Source organism: Veillonella sp. CHU110, assembly GCF_003992255.1.
GTDB lineage: Bacteria > Bacillota > Negativicutes > Veillonellales > Veillonellaceae > F0422.
Genome location: NZ_RQVA01000007.1, coordinates 76,413 through 97,181 on the forward strand (window position 1 = coordinate 76,413; position 20,769 = coordinate 97,181).

The following is a 20,769-nucleotide window of genomic DNA, read 5'->3' on the forward strand; positions in this document are numbered from 1 at the left end:
TAAGATATGGAACTATAAAAGTCAATAAAGTAATCGAACATAACAGATTGAATAAAAGGACCATAATCTGTATAATAAAGGTATAGAATCAAATAGAAGCGTGTCAATTGTTGAAAGGAGTTTTGTATGAAAATGGAAAGTAAACATTGGATAGTAGGTGCGGCAATCGCAGGTATGATGACATTGGGACACACGGCTTATGCAGCAGCAGATCCTTTGATGTTACCAGAAAAAGAAGGGTTACAAGCAATTACGGAGATGCAAGCTAAGATTACGGTAGAAAGTCCTAATTGGGAAGTAAAACAAATAGTTGATACCTACACAACATTTGGACAAGAGCATAGTAAGCAATTATTTGAATTGCAAACGAATCAAGTAATAACAGCTGGACAGTTAGATGTATCTAATGTTTTATTCTATATGAATGTTCGTAAGAACTTTTATATCGAAAGCCACCGTTGGAAAAAAGATAGTTATGGACGAAAAGTATTAAATCGATTGTATGATGAATACCAAACATACTTTAATAACCATCGTTTCGTTCCTAAGGATCAAGTGAATACTTACAAAGAAGGTATTCTAGAGATTTTAGAACGCCACTCTAAAAATGTATATAATGATGAGTTGCGTACGTACATGAATGAAATGGTTATTTTCAGTTTAGAACAATCCATGAAAGACCATAATCCAACGATTAAAGTGTACACAGGTAAATAATACTTTCACTTATACTAGGTAATTATCCAACTTGCAAAGGGGCTGTAACAAAATGTACGTTTTTGCATTTTTGTTACAGCACTTTTTTATTGAGTAAGAAATAAAAGGAATACCAGTATTTAATAAAAGGTATTTTGACAAACTATATAAGTTATGGTTTAATATGAGTAGATTATAATTAGTATAACTTCTTAATGAATGGAGACATGACATGAGTGAAATGGCAAAACAAGTCCATCCTGTGGACGAGATGCTTCCCGTATCAAAGTTGTTTTCCTATGGTCTGCAACATGTGCTAGCAATGTATGCTGGAGCTGTAGCGGTCCCGATTATTTTGGCAAATGCATTAGGATTATCGTCGGCAGACTTAATTCGGCTTATTAATGCAGATCTATTTGCTTGTGGTATTGCAACGTTGATTCAGACATTAGGGATAGGCCCTGTCGGTGCTAGAATCCCAATGATTCAAGGGGTAACGTTCGCTTCTGTAGCACCGATGATTATCATTGGTTCAGAACATGGCTTGCCAGCTGTGTATGGTGCGATTATTGTAGCCGGGCTATTTACTTTTTTGATTGCTCCTTATTTTAGTCGTTTGATTCGTTTATTCCCGCCAGTGGTAACGGGAACGATTGTGACGATTATCGGCATTAGTTTAATGCCGGTGGCTATTATGTGGATTGCAGGGGTCAATCCTGCTGCGCCTGATTACGCAAGTCCAACAAATTTATGGTTAGCGGGACTTACATTGTTGATTGTTGTCTTAGTGAACCGATTTACAAAAGGCTTTATTAGTAATCTATCGGTTTTGATTGGATTACTGGGTGGCACGCTCATTGCCTATGCCTTAGGTGTTGTTAATTTTCACGAAGTAGGGCAGTCCGATTGGATGGCGTTAGTGACACCATTAGCATTTGGTATGCCAACATTTGATGTTAGTTCTATTATTGCCATGCTAGTCGTTATGTCTGTGTGTATGGTAGAAACTACTGGTGATGCTATTGCAATTGGTGAGATTGTAGATAAAAAGATTGATAAAAAGACACTTGGTTCTTGTTTGCAAGCTGATGGATTATCCACATGTATCGGTGGTTTCTTGAACAGTTTCCCCTATACGGCATTTGCACAAAATATAGGATTGATTGCAGTAACTAATGTAAAAAGCCGATTTGTAGTGGCTACATCAGGCATTATTTTGATGGTTCTAGGTTTATTCCCTAAATTAGCCGCTGTAGTGGCATCGATTCCGAGTCCTGTATTGGGCGGAGCAGGGATTGCCATGTTTGGTATGATTATTGCTAGTGGTATTCGCTCGCTGGGTAAAGTAGACTATGAAAATAATCATAACTTAATTATTGTAGCATTAAGTATTGGTGTGGCTATGATACCAATTGGAGCACCTGAGTTCTATCATAATTTCTCTGCAGCAGCAAAAATTATCTTTAAAAGTGGCATTACCTTTGGTAGTATCTTAGCAGTCGTATTGAATGTAGTGTTCAATGGACTGGGCAAAGAAGATACAAATCAATAAAGAGTGTGATAGCTAGCATTGTTACTAGTGTTGAGAAAGAAGAGCACGTCCTTTGGCTAATAAATTTTTATTAGAATCTTTGAGGGCGTGTTTTTTGTTATAGCTTTACAAAATAAACATGTTATAATATGAACTATATAGGTAAATTTAAATATACTAATCTAAGGAGATATAATGAGCGCTAAAATTATTGCTATATCAATTAGCAGAGCAAAAGGTCAGAAAAAAACGAATATTCCTGAAGCGGAATTGTTGGTCAATCACGGTATTGAAGGGGATGCGCACGCAGGCTCTTGGCATCGCCAGTTAAGCTTATTGGGCATTGAAAGTATTGAGCTCATGCGAAAAAGTGGAGCAGATGTAAACCCTGGTGACTTTGCTGAAAATATTACTGTGGAAGGACTAACATTATACCAGTTACCAGTGGGCACTAAGTTAGAGTTAGGCAAAACGGTTGTTGAAGTCACACAAATCGGCAAAGAATGTCATCATGGCTGTGAGATTATGCAACAAGTTGGAAGCTGTATTATGCCGACACAAGGTATTTTTGGACGCATTTTAAAAGGTGGCATCATTCGTGTGGGAGATGCAGTGAGAATTATCGAGGATCAATAAATGCAAGATAGTCAAGGGCGTGTCATTGAATATGCACGCATATCGTTGACCGAAGCCTGCAATTTTTGTTGTACCTATTGTCGTCCTCATGAAATTACAGAAGCTATGGCCCCCGTGTTGCCCGCATCTTTTTGGATGTCCGTGTTAGAAGCTTTGTGGTTAGGCGGAGTCAAAGCAGTACGCTTTACCGGTGGGGAACCTCTATTGTATCCACACTTATATGAATTGTTAGAGGCGGTGCAAAAAAAAGGATGGTTTTCTGATATTTCGATGACTACTAATGGGAGCTTACTTTCACAACAGGCAGACAAACTATATACGGCCGGCGTGCGTCGATTAAATATTAGCTTGGATTCCGTAGAGGAAGAAGGGTTTGCACAAGCCGTTGGACGCTCGGGACAATTAGAGCGTGTATTGCAAGGAATCGAGGCGGCAAAAACAGTAGGCTTTAAGAATATAAAAATCAATACAGTTGTACAAAAACCTATGTCTGATGAGGAAGTTCGAGTATTGTTACACTATGGTGATACATGGAATGTGGTGTGGCGGTTTATTGAGTATATGCCATTTCAAGGTAAACAGAGTCATGTTCCTACATTTCAAGAATGGAAAGCACAGTTGGAACGTATTGTAGGGGCTCCTCTAGAGCTTGTGACAGATCGATTGGGATTCGGTCCAGCTCAATATTTCCGCTTACCTAGTGGGCAACGCATCGGGTTTATCTTCCCTTTATCTAATCAATATTGCTCTTCTTGTAATCGGATTCGATTTACGGCAGATGGCTATTTGCGATTGTGTTTGCTTCGAGATGAAGATTTAGAACTAAAACGTATGGTGCAACAAGGTGTCGATGCTCAGGCTATATTGCATTGTATAGAGGAAGCCTTGCAAGGACGATACGCAAGTCATGATGGAGAAGCTATTGAGAAGGTGGAACGACCAATGTGGCGCATTGGCGGATAGGAGATATGATGAAAGTAGAATCATTTGGACACTTACAAAATGGTCAAGAAGCAAAATTATATACATTAGAAAACGACACATTGCGAGTGCAAATTAGCAATTATGGTGCTACCATTGTAGCTGTCTATGATAAAGTATTAGAACGTCATTTGGCATTGGGTTATGATTCTGTACAGGATTATGAAGTGCGCCATGGACAGTTAGGCGCTACGGTAGGCCGTGTAGCTAATCGCATTGCTAATGCAAACTATACGTGGAATGGAGTGGTCCATCAATTAGAGGCTAATAATGGGCCTAATTTATTGCATAGTGGAAAAGGAAATATTGGACATCGACTATGGGATGTAGTGGAAGAAGATTGCTCTGATGTATCAGTACATCTATCTCATACCATTACTTCCGAAGAAGATGGATTCCCAGGGGATCTCTATGTAGAAGCTGTCTTTAGAGTGGTAGAAGAAACACTAGTAGTAACATATGTGTACACAACCTCAGAGGACTCCTTTGTGAATTTGACGAACCATGTATACTTTAATTTACATGGAGAAGGTGACTTATCTGGTCATGTATTAGAACTAGGGGCCCATCAATATATGCCATTTGGAGAACACCAAATTCCACAGATAGAACCAGCATCGGTAGAAGGAACTCCTTTTGATTTTAGAAAGGGGATAGATTTGCAAAAAGCCTTGGACTATTATGCAGATGTATTACATCCTTACAAAGGTTATGATCATGACTTTGTAACAGCTTCCGTTGATGGGCTGGATACAGAGGATTCTGTTGTACCATTTGCAGTGTTACAAGCTAAGGATGTGACTGCTGTATTTCATACAGATGCACCACATTTTCAGGTGTATACAGGGAATTGGCTAAATGAGGAAGGTAGAGAGCGCCCGTATGGAAGCCATGCTGGAATTGCGATTGAACCTCAGTTTGTGCCGAATGATATTAATGTGAACGGTGAAAGCAAAACTAAGGCAGATACAGTTTATGAAAGAACGATAGCCTATTCATTTTTTCACCGGTCTTAATATCTCTTAGGAAGGAGACAAGGGTCTTATGAAACCATTTATATACCATAATCCAACAAAAATCGTGTTTGGGAAAGACTGTGTAGTAGAGTCTTTGGCTAGTGAATTAGAACAATATGGGAAACGAGTGCTAGTCACCTATGGTGGTGGAAGCATTAAGAAAAATGGTGTATATGATACTGTTATCAATGTACTGCAAGAGGCAGGAAAAGAAGTTTTCGAATTAAGTGGTATCATGTCAAATCCACGTACTACAAAAGTGCGAGAAGGAATTGCTTTGTGTAAAGATCATCAAATCGACTTTATATTGGCTGTAGGTGGTGGCTCTGTCATTGACTGCACAAAGTTTATTGCTGGTGGGGCTAAGTTACCTGATGGTGTTGATTTTTGGCAAACCTTCTTTTTAGAGCATCAGCCAGTAACAGAGGCGATTCCTTTTGGTGTTGTGTTGACGATGGCAGCCACAGGTAGTGAAATGAATAATGGCGGTGTTATCACAGATTGGGAGACACAAAAAAAATTAAGCGGCTACGGACCAGCTATCTTCCCGCAATTTTCTATGCTAGACCCAACATACACATATACTTTGCCAAGAGAACAGGTGGCGTATGGTATTGTAGATATGTTATCTCATTTGATGGAACAATATATGTCGACCCCAGATGATGATAATGTAACAGACTCTGCCATTGAAGGGGTGTTTAAAAATATCGTTCGCAATGGACGTAAATCTATGGAGAACTTAGAAGATTATGAAGCACGATCTAATATTATGTGGGGTGCAACTTTAGCATTAAATCGTTCTTTAGGATTAGGCAAAGATCAAGATTGGATGACTCATGCTTTAGAGCATGCCCTATCTGCCTTTTATGATATTCCCCATGGAGAGGGCTTGGCCATTATGCATCCAGCCTATTTGCGATGGATTTTGCCAAAGGCTACCAATCGTTTGATGCGCTTTGCTCGTGAAGTATGGGGCATTGAACGTGGAAGTATGACAGAAGAGGAGTATGCCCTAGCAGGGATTGAGGCACTAGAAGCGTACTTCCGTGAAATTGGTGCACCTAGTACGTTACAAGAAGTAGGGATCCCGAAAGAATCTTTGGAAGCCATTGCGGAGAGTTGTGTACGGTATCCGACAGCCTACAGTAACTTATCAGTAGAAGATGCACAACTAATTTATGAAAGTGTCTTTGAAAAATAAGGGTTTACATTGACATTTCAAGGGAAAATCAGTATAATTATAACCATTGTAAAGAAGAAATTTAAGTAACTTTTTCATATAAGAAGCAGTGTCTAGTGGCACTGTTTTCTGTATATGAAGGAAAAGAAATGGAGAGACATATATGGCAGAGGTAAAAGAAACATTACTTACAGCCGAAGGCTTAAAGAAACTGGAAGAGGAATTAAATCATTATAAATCTGTACGTCGAATCGAAGTAGCTGAACGTATTAAGATTGCCATTTCCTACGGTGATATTTCAGAAAACTCTGAATATGATGATGCAAAAAATGAACAAGCTTTTATTGAAGGCCATATCATTGAATTAGAAAATAAAATTAATACAGCTAAGATCATTGATGAGAATGTGAAAGGCGATACGGTAGCAGTAGGTAGCAAAGTATTGCTATTGGATGAAGAATTTGGCGATGAAGTAGAATATACAATTGTAGGTTCTTCTGAAGCGGATCCTTTCAACAATCGTATTTCTAATGAATCTCCTGTAGGCATGGCCATTTTAGGCAAGACAAAAGGCGATACAGTAGAAGTCAATACACCAGATGGTGTGGTTGCTTTTAAAGTTTTAAATATTCAATAAGGGTAAAAAAACAAAAGGAGGCCCCTCATGAGCGAAGAAAGACAAGTACCTGAACAATTAGATTTGAATGATCAAATGTTGGTACGCCGCGATAAGTTGGCGCAATATGAAGCAGATGGTATTTATCCATTTGGACAACGATTTGTTGTACAACATAAGGCTCTCCAAATTAAGGATGAGTTTCGCGATTTTGATGGTCAACCAGTCGTATTAGCTGGTCGATTGATGACAATTCGTTCTCATGGTAAAACAGCGTTTGCTAATTTACGTGACTTATCTGGTGATATCCAAGTCTATTTCCGTCAAGATGTGATGGGAGAAGACGCTTACAAGTATGTAAAAATGCTTGATATGGGCGATCTAGTAGGTATTGAAGGTCACGTGTTTAAAACACAAAAAGGTGAGATTACAGTCAAAGTTAACAAATTGACTTTACTATCTAAATCACTTCGTCCATTGCCAGAAAAATGGCATGGCTTAAAAGATACAGAGCTTCGTTACCGTCAACGCTATGTAGATTTAATTGTAAATCCAAGTGTTCGTGAAACGTTTGTAAAACGTACGAAAATCGTTGCAAAAATCAGAGAATATTTGAATCGCAATCAGTTCATGGAAGTAGAAACACCTATGATGCATGCTATCCCTGGTGGTGCGGCAGCACGTCCTTTCATTACCCATCATAATGCATTGGACATCGATATCTATATGCGTATTTCTCCAGAGTTATATTTAAAACGTTTAATCGTAGGTGGCTTAGAACGCGTATACGAAATCAACCGTTCTTTCCGTAATGAAGGTGTGTCTATTCGTCATAATCCAGAATTTACTATGATGGAATCCTACCAAGCCTATGGTAACTTTGAAGATGCGATTGCCTTAACAGAAGGTATCGTATCCTACTGTGCGAAAGAAGTACTAGGTACGACAAAAATTAATTACCAAGGTATGGATATTGATTTAACTCCTCCTTGGAATCGTATCACAATGCAAGAAGGTATTAAACAATATACTGGTGAAGACTTTGATGCAGTAGAAACATTGAGCGAAGCTCGTGCTATTGCAGACCGTCTAAATGTAGAATATGGTGATGCAGATGGCATTGGTAAAATCATGAATCTTTGCTTTGAAGAATATGTAGAAGAAAACTTGATGCAACCAACAGTTGTATATGGACATCCAGTTGAAATTTCTCCATTGGCAAAACAAAATCGTGAGAAACCATTAACAACAGAACGTTTTGAAATCTTCATTTATGGTCGTGAATTAGCGAATGGCTATTCCGAGTTAAATGATCCAATTGATCAAAAACAACGTTTTGAGTCTCAATTAAAAGAACGTGAAGCAGGTGATGATGAAGCCCATCGTATGGACGAAGACTTCGTAACAGCCTTAGAATATGGTTTACCACCAACAGCTGGTTTGGGTATTGGTATTGACCGTCTTGTGATGTTCTTAACTGATTCTGCATCGATTCGTGATGTATTGTTGTTCCCTCTTATGAAACCAGAAGTGGCAAAACAAGAAGAGGAAGCTACAGAAGAATAACATGATGTAATATGAGCGGCTATGATGGAAATCTCATAGTGCATACACAAGCGGCTAAACTTTGTATGAGTTTAGCCGCTTTTTTGTATCTTTGCAGTGTATGGGGGCTAGTTATATAAAAACTTACCACACGGTACGTGCTGTATAAGGTAGAAATGTAATGGCAAATGTGCTAATATTAAAGATAGATTAATGAAGTACTTATATGAATTCTATGAGGTCATGACTATGTTGGATTTAAAATATGTCCGTGATCATATTGACACGGTACAAGAAAACCTAAATCGTCGCCATACTACGGGCGATTTAGACAGTTTTGTAAAGTTCTACGATGAAAGACGAGCTATCATTCAAGAAGTAGAACAATTGAAAGCGGTTCGTAATGCAGTAACCGCTGAAATTAGTCAATTAAAACGAAATAAAGAAAATGCAGATGATAAAATTGCAGAAATGCAACGAGTGGGCGATGAAATTGGCGCTTTAGATGCTAAGTTACGTGAAGTAGAGATAGAGTTACAACAAGTCGCGTTGATGTTACCGAATATGTGTGATGCATCTGTACCAGTAGGGGCTGATGAAAATGACAACATCGAGCAACGCCGTTGGGGTACACCTCGTTCTTTCGATTTTGAAGTAAAAGCACATTGGGACCTAGGTGAATCTTTGGGTATTTTAGATTTTGAAAGAGCGGCTAAAGAAAGTGGTGCTCGCTTTACAATTTACAAGGGCATTGGTGCTCGCTTAGAACGTGCATTGATTAACTTTATGTTAGATATGCATGGCAGTGCAGGATTCACAGAGATGATGACACCATATATTGTCACTCGTGAAACACTAACGAACACTGGGCAATTGCCTAAATTTGCGGAAGATATGTATAAAGTGGAAGGAGAAAATTATTTCTTGATTCCAACTGCAGAAGTTACATTAACGAATTATCATGCGAACGAAATTTTAACTGCAGCAGAATTGCCTAAATACTATACTGCATTTACGGCATGTTTCCGTGCAGAAGCAGGTTCCGCTGGTCGAGATACACGTGGATTGATTCGACAACATCAATTCAATAAAGTTGAATTAGTCAAATTTGCTAAACCAGAAGAGTCTTTCCAAGAGTTAGAAAGCTTAACAGCACAAGCTGAAAGTATTTTACAAGCTCTAGAATTACCACATCGTGTGATCACACTGTGTACTGGTGATATGGGCTTTGGTTCTGCAAAAACATACGACATTGAAGTGTGGATGCCAAGTCAAGGCGTGTACCGCGAAATCTCTTCTTGCTCTAACATGACTGATTTCCAAGCTCGTCGTGGTAATATCAAGTTCCGTCGTGAACAAAAAGGTAAACCAGAATTTGTACATACATTAAATGGATCTGGCTTAGCCGTAGGCCGTACGGTAGCAGCTATTTTAGAAAACAACCAAGAAGCAGATGGCTCTGTACGCATTCCAACTGCTCTTCAACCGTATATGGGAGGCTTAGCCGTAATTCATCCAGAGGCTTAGAAAGGAGTTTACTATGAAATTCTTTATTGATACAGCTAATTTTGATGATATTAAAGCCGCTTATGAAATGGGCTTTATTGCAGGGGTAACAACAAACCCATCTTTGATTGTCAAAGAAAAACGTGATTTACATGAAGTGATTCAGCAAATTGCGGATCTTGTAGAAGGACCTGTTAGTGCAGAAGTGATTGCGACTACGGCTCCAGAAATGGTGAAAGAAGCACATGAGTTAATTAAATTAGGGGATAATGTAGTTATTAAAGTACCTATGACAGCAGAAGGCTTAAAAGCTGTTACTATCCTTTCCAAAGAAGGTATTAAAACGAATGTGACTTTAATTTTCTCTGCTAACCAAGCCTTGTTAGCAGCTCGTGCAGGGGCTACCTATGTAAGTCCTTTTGTGGGCCGTGTAGATGATATTTCTATGGATGGTATTCAATTAATTGAAGATATTGCAGAAATTTTCATGGTTCACAATATTGCTACAGAAATCATTGCAGCTAGCGTCCGCACACCAATGCATATGACACAATGTGCAAAAGCTGGCGCACATATTGCTACAGTACCGTTCAATGTGCTACAACAATCTTTAAAACATCCATTAACAGATGCGGGATTAGCACGTTTTCTTGCGGACTGGGAAGCAGCCAATAAATAGTAGACACAAGTGGGAGGATCAAAATGGATCGCACATTAGCGTTAGAATTTGTTCGAGTTACGGAAACAGCAGCATTAAAAAGTGGCCGTTTATGTGGCCGTGGTGCTAAGGATGCAGCGGATCAATTAGCTGTTGATGGCATGCGCCAAACCTTTGATACAGTGCCTATTTCTGGTACGGTTGTCATCGGAGAAGGTGAAATTGATGAAGCGCCAATGTTATATATTGGTGAACGTGTAGGAGCCGGCGGAGAAGAAGTAGATATCGCTGTAGATCCTATTGAAGGTACAAATCTAATAGCAAAAGGTCAAAATGGTGCGATTGCTGTGTTGGCCATAGCTCCTAAAGGTGGTTTGTTACATGCACCAGATATGTACATGGAAAAACTATGCGTAGGCCCACGTGCCAAAGGTGTGATTGATTTAAATCAATCTATGACAGAAAATTTACGTCGTGTAGCAGCTAAAATGGAACGCGCCATAGATGATTTAACGGTTGTTATGTTGGATCGTGAACGCCATCAAGGATTGATGGATGAATGTCGTGCCGCAGGTGCTCGTATTCGTCTCATTACTGATGGTGATGTAAACCCAGCGATGGAATGCGGATTGGAAGGATCTGGTATTCATATGGTAGTAGGTACAGGTGGAGCTCCTGAAGGCGTATTGGCAGCAGCGGCTTTAAAATGTACTGGCGGAGATATGCAAGCTCGTCTAAAACCGGCTACTGATGAAGAAATTCGTCGTTGCCATGAAATGGGGATTACAGATCTAAATAAAGTATTGACCATTGATGATCTAGTGAGTGGAGATGATGTTATTTTCTCTGCTACTGCCATCACAGAGGGGAATGTATTGTCCTCTATAAAATACTTCCCAGGTGGTGCACGTACACATTCTGTTGTGATGCGATATAAAACGGGAACTGTTCGTTTTGTAGATACCATTCATCGTTTAGATAAAAAACTTTCTATGAAAGTAAAATAAGAAAGCATTAGAGTGGTAACTTTGGAAAGACCGTCTTTGAGACGGTCTTTTTTGTTGCATAGAGAGAAAAGATTTAGTATACTAAGATAGAATGTTTGTAAGATAAAATACATATGATTCAATCTTGTGATGATTGAGTTGTAACCATACATAAGATTAGGAGGAATTCAGTTGGAAAAGCTTATTATTCAAGGAGGTACGCCTTTAGAAGGTCGTATTCGAGTAAGTAGTGCAAAGAATGCAGTACTACCTATTATTGCTGCGACTTTGTTAGCGTCTACTCCAAGCACCCTGCTTGAAATTCCAGATTTGGAAGATGTTCATACTATTTGTGATGTCATTGCATCCTTAGGTGTGAAAGTAACAAAAGATGGAGACAATATTACGTTTGATGCGTCTACAATTTCTGCTGTAGAAGCACCCTATGATTTAGTGGGTCGTATGCGTGCATCCTTTTTAGTGATGGGTCCTTTATTGGCTCGTAAAGGGGAAGCTCGCATTGCATTGCCAGGAGGTTGTGCGATTGGTAGTCGCCCTATCGATTTGCATTTGAAAGCATTTGAAGCATTAGGTGCAACGATCACTATGGGTGAAGACTTTGTAGAAGCAAAAGCACCAGAAGGATTAAAAGGCAATTTAATTTATTTAGACTTCCCAAGTGTAGGAGCTACAGAAAATGTGATTATGGCAGCTACCTTTGCAGAAGGAAAGACGATTATTGAAAATGCTGCAGAAGAACCAGAAATTGTGGACTTAGCTACCTTCTTAAACAGTATGGGTGCTAATATTCGCGGTGCAGGTACAGATGTCATTCGTATTGAAGGGGTCAAAGAATTAAAAGGTGCTGTACACACAGTGATTCCAGACCGCATTGAAGCCGGTACGTATCTGATTGCGGCAGCCATGGCTGGTGGCAATGTATATGTAGAAAATGCACTTTCAGAACATTTAAAACCTGTAGTGGCTAAACTAAAAGAAGCTGGTGTCACAGTAGAAGAAGATATTGATGGTATTCGTGTTATCAGCGATGGTAACTTAAAAGCCACAGATATTAAAACCTTACCGTACCCAGGATTCCCAACAGACATGCAAGCCCAATTCATGGCGATGACAACCATTGCAAAAGGTAAAAGTACTGTTATGGAAACTGTATTTGAAAATCGATTCATGCATGTAGGAGAGTTGCAAAAAATGGGAGCCTCCATTGAGGTGGATGACCGCAAAGCATTTGTAACTGGTGTTGACCAATTAGTAGGTGCTGAAGTAGAAGCAACTGATTTACGCTGTGGAGCAGCACTAGTATGTGCTGGTCTAGCCGCAAAAGGCGTAACTAAGGTTGGTCAATTAACGCATATCGATCGTGGTTACGATAATTTAGTGACCAAATTAAAAGGGATAGGTGCTAACATTGTTCGGGTGGACGAGTAAGCGAAAAGAATCCAATACACAAGATGAGCGTCGTAAGCAACGACGGGTGCGAAGAAAACCCTTAGGTACTACGACAAAGCAGACTTCCTTGAAACGAGAACCACGAAAATTATCATTTTTAGAAAAAGTGGCACTCTTATGGACCACAGATATTGGTATCGATTTAGGGACTACTAATATCGTTATGTATGTCAAAGGTAGAGGTATCGTATTAGACGAACCTGGTTTTGTGGCCTGCGATACGAAGACTCGTGAAGTCATTGCGGTAGGTCATGAAGCGCGAACAATTTTAGGTAGAACACCAGATGGTATTGAAGTCATTCAACCTCTTAAAGGTGGAGTCATCGCTGATTACGATACAACGGCTTACATGTTGCGTCACTTTATTCGCCGTGTTATTCCCATATCAGGACTTGTGCGGTGTAGGATTGTTGCTTGTGTGCCATCTAGTATTACACCGGTAGAAAAAAGAGCCGTCCTAGAAGTATTGTTACAAGCGGGTGCGAAAAAAATAGTTCTTATGGAGGAGCCATTGGCAGCAGCCATTGGGACCGGTCTTGACAAAGCAGAACAAGTAGGGGCTATGGTAGTAGATATCGGTGGGGGTACCACGGATATTGCCGTAATTTGTGACTCTGGTGTGGTGGTTAGTGAAAGCTTGCGCACTGGTAGTGATGATTTTGATACAGCGTTACTACGCTATATGAAGCGGAAGAAAAAACTTCTCATTGGACCGTTGACAGCAGAAGATTTAAAAATCGAAGTGGGTACTGTGGACCCCCGATCAGGAGAAGAAAGAGCTATTGTACGCGGTAGACATACGAGTACTGGATTGCCGAGAGCTGTAGAAATTACTTCTAAGGATATGAAGGTAGCTTTGGAACGACCTATGCAAATGATCATCGAAGGTATTGTGAGCATTTTGGAGAAAACACCCCCAGAACTATTGGCACAAATTAATGATCATGGCATCATTCTTACAGGTGGAGGAGCCTTGTTGCGCGGGCTGGATCGAATGATTACAGAGCGGACGGGGCGGCCTGCATATGTAGTGGAACATCCAAGATATTCTGTGATTCTAGGGACTGGGAAAGCGTTATCGGAACTGAATCAATTACGAGATACATTAGAAGAGTTGCGATAGGAGATTCATCTTTCTTTCATGTAAGAACGATACAATATAGATGTATCTATAGCATGTAAAACATAGAATTCGCTATATCATGCTAATGGTAATACTACATGTTTGGCAGATATCAAAAATGTGATATACTGTATATAGAAAAGAACTAGGAGGTGTTTGTATATGAAAAAAACTCTCGTATATAGTTTAGGGGTCGTTCTTGCGGGCCTATTGATGGTAGGAACTGTGGAAGCAGCGCCAGTCAATCATGAAACAGTACTATCTGGTGACGTAGTGACTGTTGTTCCAGTTGGAACTGTGGTAAAAGAAGGAGATCCTTTATTAACCGTACAAACACTAGGTGGACCTATGGTGGCATCTCGTGCCACAGTGAATGGGGTTGTTGAGTCTGTATCTGTGGCACCAGGTGCGACAGTAGCAAGAGGACAAATTATAACCATTGTGAATAGTCAATAAGAAGAGGCGATATAGATGCAATTACATCGTTTTTGGCGTCGGTACACTAAGGGTGTGCTGGCGCTCTTATTGTGTGGGGCCGCTTTTACAAGTGCTCATGCAATAGAATTTATGAAAGTAGAAGATTTACATCGTGGCATGGTAGGTCATGCCGATACAGTCGTACAAGGTGACAAGATTGATTCCTTTAAGGTTGAGGTTCTTGGTGTTATGAAACAACGTGGTCCTTCTGGAGATTTAATCTTGGTAAAAGTATCAGGTCCTGTCATTGATGCATCGGGAGGTATCGTTCACGGTATGAGTGGTAGTCCTGTGTACATTGATGGAAAGCTAGTAGGTGCCGTTGCCTATGGCTGGGGATTTACGGATGGTACGTTGGGGATGGTTACACCCATCGATCAAATGGTAAAGTTGTGGGATGAAAAATACCAAAAAGATTTACCGAATCCTTGGAAAGATACACAACTCATTCCGTTGGGAACGCCTTTGATGGCAGATGGCTATGATGAAGCGTCCCTATTCTATTTAGGAACAAAGTTCAAAGACTTTGGTTATAAAGGATATGCGACGGCCAGTGATAGTACCGATGATATTGTGAAACCAATGGTGCCTGGTGGCTCTATTGCAGCTTTACTGGTAAAAGGCGATTTGAAGATGGGTGCCGTAGGGACTGTTACTTATGTTGATAAAGATAAGGTTGTTGCCTTTGGACATCCGTTTGATAAGCGAGGCTCTACGGGTTATTTTATGAATAACTCTAGTATTTTTACAGTAGTAAAAAGCATGGACTCTGGATTTAAATTGGGGTCGTTGGGCCGAGAAGTTGGTGTCATTACAGAAGACCGCGGGGCAGGCATTGCAGGAACTGTAGGCGTATTTGGAAAAGGTGTTCCTGTACGCATGAATTTACGAGATTTAGACCGTGGTGTAGAACGAAATGCAGGGGTTACCGTTGTAGAATCTCCTAAAATGACACCAACTTTAGTGGCTACATCTGTCTATAGTTTGCTTAATAAAACATTGGATCGTGTAGGCGGTGGTACTGCAAAAATAAATATTAAAATTACACCAGTGGACCCTAACCTACCTACTTTAGAACGACGCAATATGGTATATTCTAGTAGTGCAGTATCTGAAAAATCTATTGATGAGTTATTTGATATTGTGGAAAGTTTGATGAACAATGCTTTCAAACCATATGAAATTCGTGATATTCAAGTAGATGTGCAGGTAGAAGAGGCAAAACGAACGGCTACGATCATCGATGCTAGTGCAGACCAAGTGATTGTTTCTCCTGGCGATGATATTGCCATTACTGTGAATTTACAAGCCTACCAAAAGGGAAAGATTAAGAGAGAGGTTATCTTTAAAGTACCTGAGGATCAAAAATTAGGAACCTATACACTTGAAGTACGTGGTGGTGGCGTTATACCATTGCCATATTTGTTTGAAAAACAAAAATATAATCTCACTGATGAAATCGTAGAACGATTGAAAGTACATAAAGACTTTGATGAATACTTCAAGGATTTAAGTGAAGATGATCAGAATAACCAAATTGTAGCAGAGTTCTTGTCTGATGATATTAGCATGGTGGAAGAGTCTGGCGACAAGGTGAAAAAGCAACGTTTAGAAGCAGATGATGAAGATGTGGATGATGATGAGTTGCCAAATGGCGGCAAACATAAAAAAGGTTTACGAGCTTCTGATGATGATGAAAAAGAAAACAATGAAGCAACACGAGTAGTTGTGGATTACGTTGTCTTAGGTGATGGACAATTTACTGTGAATGTAGTTGATAAAAAAGATCGTGACCATCTACGAAAACAACGGATCAAAGAAAAGCTTTCAAAATTAGCAGACCAGAAGAAAGGTGAAACAAACAAATCTGATGCTAAAAAATAAGGAACTTGCATTTTAGACGAATTGTGTTCAACAGGAAATATTGGAGATGCTCCAGTATTTCCTGTTTTCTTTTTTGAAAAGTCTGGTGGTACTAGTGCACATTCTCGTAGTTTTGTGATATACTGAAGAATGATATATAGAATCAGGAGGGACTATGACTTGGCTAGAGTGGATAGGTAAAAGAATTATCTTTTTCTTATCGCAAATCGGGGAAGCAATGTTGCTCTTATGGCGCACCATTCGACAAGTACCGAAAGTAAATTGGAAGCTAACAATTGAACAAATGGCACATTTAGGTGTCAATTCATTACCTATATTAAGCCTTACTATGTTTTTTGCAGGTGCTGTTATGACATTGCAGATGGCAGATGTATTAATTCGATATGGAGCACAAGGTACCGTAGGCGGTATTATGGCCATCGCTATGGGGCGTGAATTAGGCCCTGTGTTGGCAGGTGTTGTATTGGCAGGACGAGTAGGTGCAGCGATTACAGCAGAATTGGGGACTATGAAAGTAACCGAGCAAATTGATGCACTGCGCGTTATGGCGGTGAATCCCATTGGATATTTGGTAGTACCAAGAGTCATAGCCTGTATGATTATGGTACCTATTTTGACATTTTATGGCATCCTCATTGGTACCGGTGGTGGTTATTTAGTAGCTACTGTGGTGAAAGGAATGGCAGGCATGACATACACAGATTCGATTCAAATTTTTTCGACCTTATCAGACTTAACGTATGGGTTGATTAAATCCTGCGTATTTGGAGCTGTCATTGCCTTAGTAGGTTCCTATAAGGGGATGTATACCAATATGGGTGCTACAGCAGTAGGTTATGCTACAACTAGTTCTGTAGTGACAAGTATCATTCTTGTCTTTGTATTAAATTACTTTTTATCTGCTTTATTATTCTAGGAGGGACTATGATTGAATTAAGAGATGTAGTTCTTGCCTATGAAAATCGAACTATCTTAGACCATGTAGACCTAACGATTCATGATGGAGAAACATTGGCTATATTAGGTGGCTCTGGAGCAGGGAAAAGTACATTATTAAAGTTGATTATTGGATTATTGCGTCCTACAAGTGGTACTATTTTAGTAGATGGAATCGATATTACAAAGATCTCTGACGAAGAGTTTGATAGGTTGCGCCAAACTATGGGGATGGTATTTCAATACTCAGCACTATTCGACTCTATGAGTGTAGGTGAAAACGTAGCCTTTGGCTTGCGACAACATACAACTATGTCAGAGGAACAGATTCAACATACTGTAGCGAGAAAGCTCAGGATGGTGGGGTTGCCTAAAACGGAGAAATATATGCCTAATGAGCTATCAGGTGGTATGAAAAAACGAATTAGTTTAGCTAGGGCGATTGCATTAGATCCCAATATTATTCTCTATGATGAACCTACATCAGGGTTAGATCCCATCACATCGGGCACGATTAGTCGCCTCATTCGCAGTATGCAATCCCATTTGGGATGTAGTTCTGTTGTGGTTACTCATGATATGCAGTCAGCTTTTTTTGTGGCCGATCGTATAGCTCTCTTAGATAAAGGTAAATTTATTGAAGTATCGGAAACGGAATCATTTAAGAATTCTAAGAATCCGAAAGTACAACAGTTTATTGAAGGACGAAAATCAGTGAAAAAAGATGAAATCGAGAAAGGAGAGATATCATGAAGTGGACTACGGAAGCAAAAGTAGGACTATTTACTGTATTGGGAATAGTTTTATTTGCAATTTGCATCGTATTCTTGGGACGATTTGATATATTTGCCTCTCCGAGTATGCATATTACAGGTTCTTTTCAGTCTGTTACAGGATTGAAAGAGGGAAATACAGTGCGCTTTTCTGGCGTGAAAGTAGGTAAAGTTGCGTCTATGGTGGTGACAAATAAAGGTGTCACTGTGACGATGGATATTGATAAAGATGTGAAGATTCCTACAGATTCGGCTTTCACAATGGAAAGCGATGGTATATTAGGTGATAAATTTATTCAGATTACACCAGGGAAAAGCACCCTATACTTAGATGATGGCTCTATGATCAAAGGGGATGGCAAAAGCGAAATCGATAAAACTATGGCACAAGCCACTAAGTTGATGGAAGCAGCGACCACAACCTTGGATTCTGTAAATGGAATTATCGGAGATGCAAAAACACAGGCAGCCTTACGCAATGCGTTACAATCTACAGAACTAATTGCTCAGAATACAGCAAATTTAACAGGACAAATGAATGAGATGTTGGCAGAAAATAGAGGAAATATCGCTTCTTTAACTGCTAATATGGTGAGCATTACTCGTAATATGGAATCCTTGACAAATCAAATGGATACAAATATGAAACAATTTAATGCAGATGGGCAAGCTGGCACAGAAATGCGTAAAATTGTAGATAATTTGAAAACAACGACTGATAGTATTTCTAAAATGGCAGGTGCTATGGAAGGTGTTGTGACAGATCCGAAGAGTGCTGCAGATATTAAGGAAACATTGCATAATACAGCGCAATTGACAACTAAATTAAATCGTCTCACAGGTGGAGATGTGAAAGCAGGCGATGCTGGAAAAAAGTCCGACCTTAAGGCGCAAGTGAGTGGTGAAGTTCTATATAATGCGAAAGATGCAAAAGTGCGGACTGATGCTGAAGTGCGGCTTATGATGAATGAGAATCTGTATGCGCTAGGTATCTCTAATGTAGGTAATGGGTCTAATTTGGATCTGACCTATGGAAAAGAAGTGCGTGATAAAGTGTATTTGCGAGGTGGTTTGTTTGATGGTAAGTTGGGGTTAGGTCTTGATGTGGGGGTAGGCTCACCAGTGACTCTTTCTGGTGCATTCTACGATTTGCATCATGGCTCGTATCGAGTCCGATCAGATGTGCGCCTATGGAACAATACGTATGCTGTAGGACAGTGGATATGGAATGGACAACATAAACATCATGACAACTATTTCGGTGTAAAAAAGGTATTTTAATGATAGATATTATATCTACGATATATTGTAGGAGGAAGTATGAATCGAAAAGTTATTACAATGGCAACTCTTTTAGCAGCCTATGCATGTACAGTGGGGGCGGCTACACCACATATTGATACAGTGAAGTTAGTATCGTATCAACAACAGGCAACTGCCCAAGCAACTATTATGACAAATACATATAAAAGTCAAGTGCAAACAAAACAACAAAGTATGTCTGTTACGCTGCCACAGTCAATTGAGTTAGCATTGAAAAATAATCGAGAACTACATCAAACACAATGGGATTATGAGGCGGCATTGGGTCAAGTAGATGTAGCACAAAGTGGTAAAAAGCCTGCTATTTCTTATGGATATAGCGCGAATCATGCAATTAAAGAAGTGGGATCTGTTCGTGTAACAGGTAATGAGTTTGGGCATAAAGTAGGCGTGAAAATGCCTCTATATAACCAAGCATTACAGGCACAAATAGAAGCCTCCAAATATAATCGAGATGGTAGTGGGGCTGCCGTAGAAGAGGCAACACAAAAGGCAAAATTAACGGCTACTTCTAATTATTTATCTTTGATTATGTCCCGTAATAAAGTAGGCGTAGCAGAACAAACCGTACGTGACTATGAAGAACATTTAAAAAATGCTAATTTACAATACAGTGTAGGCATTGTATCTAAATCTGATGTATTAGCGACAAATACACGATTGGAAAATGCTAAAACAACATTAGTAGAAGCGAAACATGCAGCGAGCGTTGCAGAAGCAAGATTTAATAATCATATAGGTGTACCTGTGTCTACCTCTATCGTAACAGCGGATAAAGAGTTGACATATAAACCGTATAAGATTTCCCTAGAAGCGGCGAAACAATATGGCGTATACCATCGTTCAGATATTGCTCGTGCAGCGATGGCTGTAAAGGCTGCTGAAGAATCTGCTCGTCGAGTGGATGCATCCGATATGCCTGTTGTAGATGCTAATGTCAGTGGCTCTATGGGAGGCACCAGTGTAGGAGCTACGGACAACAAAAATTGGACAATTGGTGCTACTGTATCTTGGAATCTTTGGGATGGCGGTGCATCTAAGGCTAATTTGAAAGTGGCTAAGGTGAATGTAGAAAAAGCAAAAGAGGCCTATGCGCAAACAATTGAAGCCGTAGAATTACAAATCCATGAAGCCTACTTAAACATGAAGTCTGCCGAACAAAAAATTGTTAGCACTCGTGCGGCAGTAGAAGCGGGACAAGAAGATTATCGTATCAAAACATTGCGTTATCGTTCTGGAGTAGGGACAAATGTAGATGTATTAGATGCGGAAACAGCATTAGCTACTGCTCGTAATAATTATGTAGATGTGTTATATACGTATAATCTTAATGTTGCTACCTTAGAAAGAGCGATGGGAGTACCAGTAACTACGGCGATTGGGGATGGTCTTTCTGTAGTCAATCAAGGAGCAAACAAATAAATTCCAT

The 20,769-nt window shown here is 39.7% G+C and carries 19 protein-coding genes; all 19 read left to right on the plus strand.

The window, feature by feature from the left end:
• Positions 1–126: 126 nt before the first annotated feature.
• Positions 127–717 (plus strand): hypothetical protein, encoded by a 591-nt coding sequence (locus tag EO122_RS04425; protein ID WP_127009544.1) that lies wholly within the window; start codon positions 127–129, stop codon positions 715–717.
• A 220-nt stretch (positions 718–937) separates the two neighbouring features.
• On the plus strand, positions 938–2,248 hold the full coding sequence (locus EO122_RS04430) for a nucleobase:cation symporter-2 family protein (protein ID WP_371413185.1): 1,311 nt from the start codon (positions 938–940) through the stop codon (positions 2,246–2,248).
• A 171-nt stretch (positions 2,249–2,419) separates the two neighbouring features.
• Complete coding sequence (locus EO122_RS04435; RefSeq protein ID WP_127009546.1) at positions 2,420–2,863, plus strand: MOSC domain-containing protein; 444 nt, start codon at positions 2,420–2,422, stop codon at positions 2,861–2,863.
• Positions 2,864–3,826 (plus strand): GTP 3',8-cyclase MoaA, encoded by a 963-nt coding sequence (locus EO122_RS04440; RefSeq protein WP_127009547.1) that lies wholly within the window; start codon positions 2,864–2,866, stop codon positions 3,824–3,826.
• Between the two features lie 5 nt (positions 3,827–3,831).
• Positions 3,832–4,860, plus strand: coding sequence for an aldose epimerase family protein (locus tag EO122_RS04445; protein ID WP_127009548.1), 1,029 nt, complete (start codon positions 3,832–3,834; stop codon positions 4,858–4,860).
• Positions 4,861–4,888: 28 nt separating this feature from the next.
• A complete protein-coding gene (locus EO122_RS04450; RefSeq protein ID WP_127009549.1) occupies positions 4,889–6,064 on the plus strand; it encodes an iron-containing alcohol dehydrogenase in 1,176 nt (391 codons plus the stop codon).
• 142 nt (positions 6,065–6,206) lie between these two features.
• On the plus strand, positions 6,207–6,680 hold the full coding sequence (gene greA, locus EO122_RS04455) for a transcription elongation factor GreA (protein ID WP_127009550.1): 474 nt from the start codon (positions 6,207–6,209) through the stop codon (positions 6,678–6,680).
• 27 nt (positions 6,681–6,707) lie between these two features.
• Entirely contained in the window at positions 6,708–8,225 is a 1,518-nt protein-coding gene (gene lysS, locus EO122_RS04460) for a lysine--tRNA ligase (protein ID WP_127009551.1), read from the plus strand.
• 228 nt (positions 8,226–8,453) lie between these two features.
• Entirely contained in the window at positions 8,454–9,731 is a 1,278-nt protein-coding gene (gene serS, locus EO122_RS04465; protein WP_127009552.1) for a serine--tRNA ligase, read from the plus strand.
• A 13-nt stretch (positions 9,732–9,744) separates the two neighbouring features.
• On the plus strand, positions 9,745–10,389 hold the full coding sequence (gene fsa / locus EO122_RS04470) for a fructose-6-phosphate aldolase (RefSeq protein WP_127009553.1): 645 nt from the start codon (positions 9,745–9,747) through the stop codon (positions 10,387–10,389).
• 23 nt (positions 10,390–10,412) lie between these two features.
• Positions 10,413–11,375 carry a class II fructose-bisphosphatase gene (glpX, locus tag EO122_RS04475; RefSeq protein WP_126936966.1) on the plus strand — a complete coding sequence of 321 codons (963 nt, stop codon included), beginning with the start codon at positions 10,413–10,415 and terminating at the stop codon, positions 11,373–11,375.
• A gap of 171 nt (positions 11,376–11,546) precedes the next feature.
• The gene (gene murA, locus EO122_RS04480) at positions 11,547–12,803 is read left to right on the plus strand and encodes a UDP-N-acetylglucosamine 1-carboxyvinyltransferase (RefSeq protein WP_127009554.1); all 1,257 of its coding nucleotides are present in this window, start codon (positions 11,547–11,549) and stop codon (positions 12,801–12,803) included.
• The gene (locus EO122_RS04485) at positions 12,775–13,947 is read left to right on the plus strand and encodes a rod shape-determining protein (protein ID WP_127009555.1); all 1,173 of its coding nucleotides are present in this window, start codon (positions 12,775–12,777) and stop codon (positions 13,945–13,947) included. Before murA ends, EO122_RS04485 begins: the two co-directional genes overlap by 29 nt.
• Before the next feature lie 162 nt (positions 13,948–14,109).
• Positions 14,110–14,403, plus strand: a complete 294-nt coding sequence (locus EO122_RS04490; protein ID WP_127009556.1) for a biotin/lipoyl-containing protein — start codon at positions 14,110–14,112, stop codon at positions 14,401–14,403.
• A 15-nt stretch (positions 14,404–14,418) separates the two neighbouring features.
• Positions 14,419–16,308, plus strand: coding sequence for a SpoIVB peptidase S55 domain-containing protein (locus EO122_RS04495; protein ID WP_127009557.1), 1,890 nt, complete (start codon positions 14,419–14,421; stop codon positions 16,306–16,308).
• Between the two features lie 154 nt (positions 16,309–16,462).
• Positions 16,463–17,224: an ABC transporter permease gene (locus tag EO122_RS04500; protein ID WP_127009558.1), complete on the plus strand. Its 762-nt coding sequence runs from the start codon at positions 16,463–16,465 to the stop codon at positions 17,222–17,224.
• An 8-nt stretch (positions 17,225–17,232) separates the two neighbouring features.
• Positions 17,233–17,997 carry an ABC transporter ATP-binding protein gene (locus EO122_RS04505; protein WP_127009559.1) on the plus strand — a complete coding sequence of 255 codons (765 nt, stop codon included), beginning with the start codon at positions 17,233–17,235 and terminating at the stop codon, positions 17,995–17,997.
• On the plus strand, positions 17,994–19,298 hold the full coding sequence (locus EO122_RS04510; RefSeq protein WP_127009560.1) for an MlaD family protein: 1,305 nt from the start codon (positions 17,994–17,996) through the stop codon (positions 19,296–19,298). Before EO122_RS04505 ends, EO122_RS04510 begins: the two co-directional genes overlap by 4 nt.
• 39 nt (positions 19,299–19,337) lie before the next feature.
• Positions 19,338–20,762, plus strand: coding sequence for a TolC family protein (locus EO122_RS04515; RefSeq protein WP_127009561.1), 1,425 nt, complete (start codon positions 19,338–19,340; stop codon positions 20,760–20,762).
• The last annotated feature ends 7 nt before the right edge of the window (positions 20,763–20,769 follow it).

Bases quoted from the DNA above. Each gene is read 5' to 3' on its own strand.
- EO122_RS04425 (WP_127009544.1), top strand. From the start codon at position 127: ATGAAAATGGAAAGTAAACATTGGATAGTAGGTGCGGCAATCGCAGGT.
- EO122_RS04430 (WP_371413185.1), top strand. From the start codon at position 938: ATGGCAAAACAAGTCCATCCTGTGGACGAGATGCTTCCCGTATCAAAG.
- EO122_RS04440 (WP_127009547.1), top strand. From the start codon at position 2,864: ATGCAAGATAGTCAAGGGCGTGTCATTGAATATGCACGCATATCGTTG.
- EO122_RS04445 (WP_127009548.1), top strand. From the start codon at position 3,832: ATGATGAAAGTAGAATCATTTGGACACTTACAAAATGGTCAAGAAGCA.
- EO122_RS04450 (WP_127009549.1), top strand. From the start codon at position 4,889: ATGAAACCATTTATATACCATAATCCAACAAAAATCGTGTTTGGGAAA.
- greA (WP_127009550.1), top strand. From the start codon at position 6,207: ATGGCAGAGGTAAAAGAAACATTACTTACAGCCGAAGGCTTAAAGAAA.
- lysS (WP_127009551.1), top strand. From the start codon at position 6,708: ATGAGCGAAGAAAGACAAGTACCTGAACAATTAGATTTGAATGATCAA.
- serS (WP_127009552.1), top strand. From the start codon at position 8,454: ATGTTGGATTTAAAATATGTCCGTGATCATATTGACACGGTACAAGAA.
- fsa (WP_127009553.1), top strand. From the start codon at position 9,745: ATGAAATTCTTTATTGATACAGCTAATTTTGATGATATTAAAGCCGCT.
- glpX (WP_126936966.1), top strand. From the start codon at position 10,413: ATGGATCGCACATTAGCGTTAGAATTTGTTCGAGTTACGGAAACAGCA.
- EO122_RS04490 (WP_127009556.1), top strand. From the start codon at position 14,110: ATGAAAAAAACTCTCGTATATAGTTTAGGGGTCGTTCTTGCGGGCCTA.
- EO122_RS04495 (WP_127009557.1), top strand. From the start codon at position 14,419: ATGCAATTACATCGTTTTTGGCGTCGGTACACTAAGGGTGTGCTGGCG.
- EO122_RS04500 (WP_127009558.1), top strand. From the start codon at position 16,463: ATGACTTGGCTAGAGTGGATAGGTAAAAGAATTATCTTTTTCTTATCG.
- EO122_RS04505 (WP_127009559.1), top strand. From the start codon at position 17,233: ATGATTGAATTAAGAGATGTAGTTCTTGCCTATGAAAATCGAACTATC.
- EO122_RS04510 (WP_127009560.1), top strand. From the start codon at position 17,994: ATGAAGTGGACTACGGAAGCAAAAGTAGGACTATTTACTGTATTGGGA.
- EO122_RS04515 (WP_127009561.1), top strand. From the start codon at position 19,338: ATGAATCGAAAAGTTATTACAATGGCAACTCTTTTAGCAGCCTATGCA.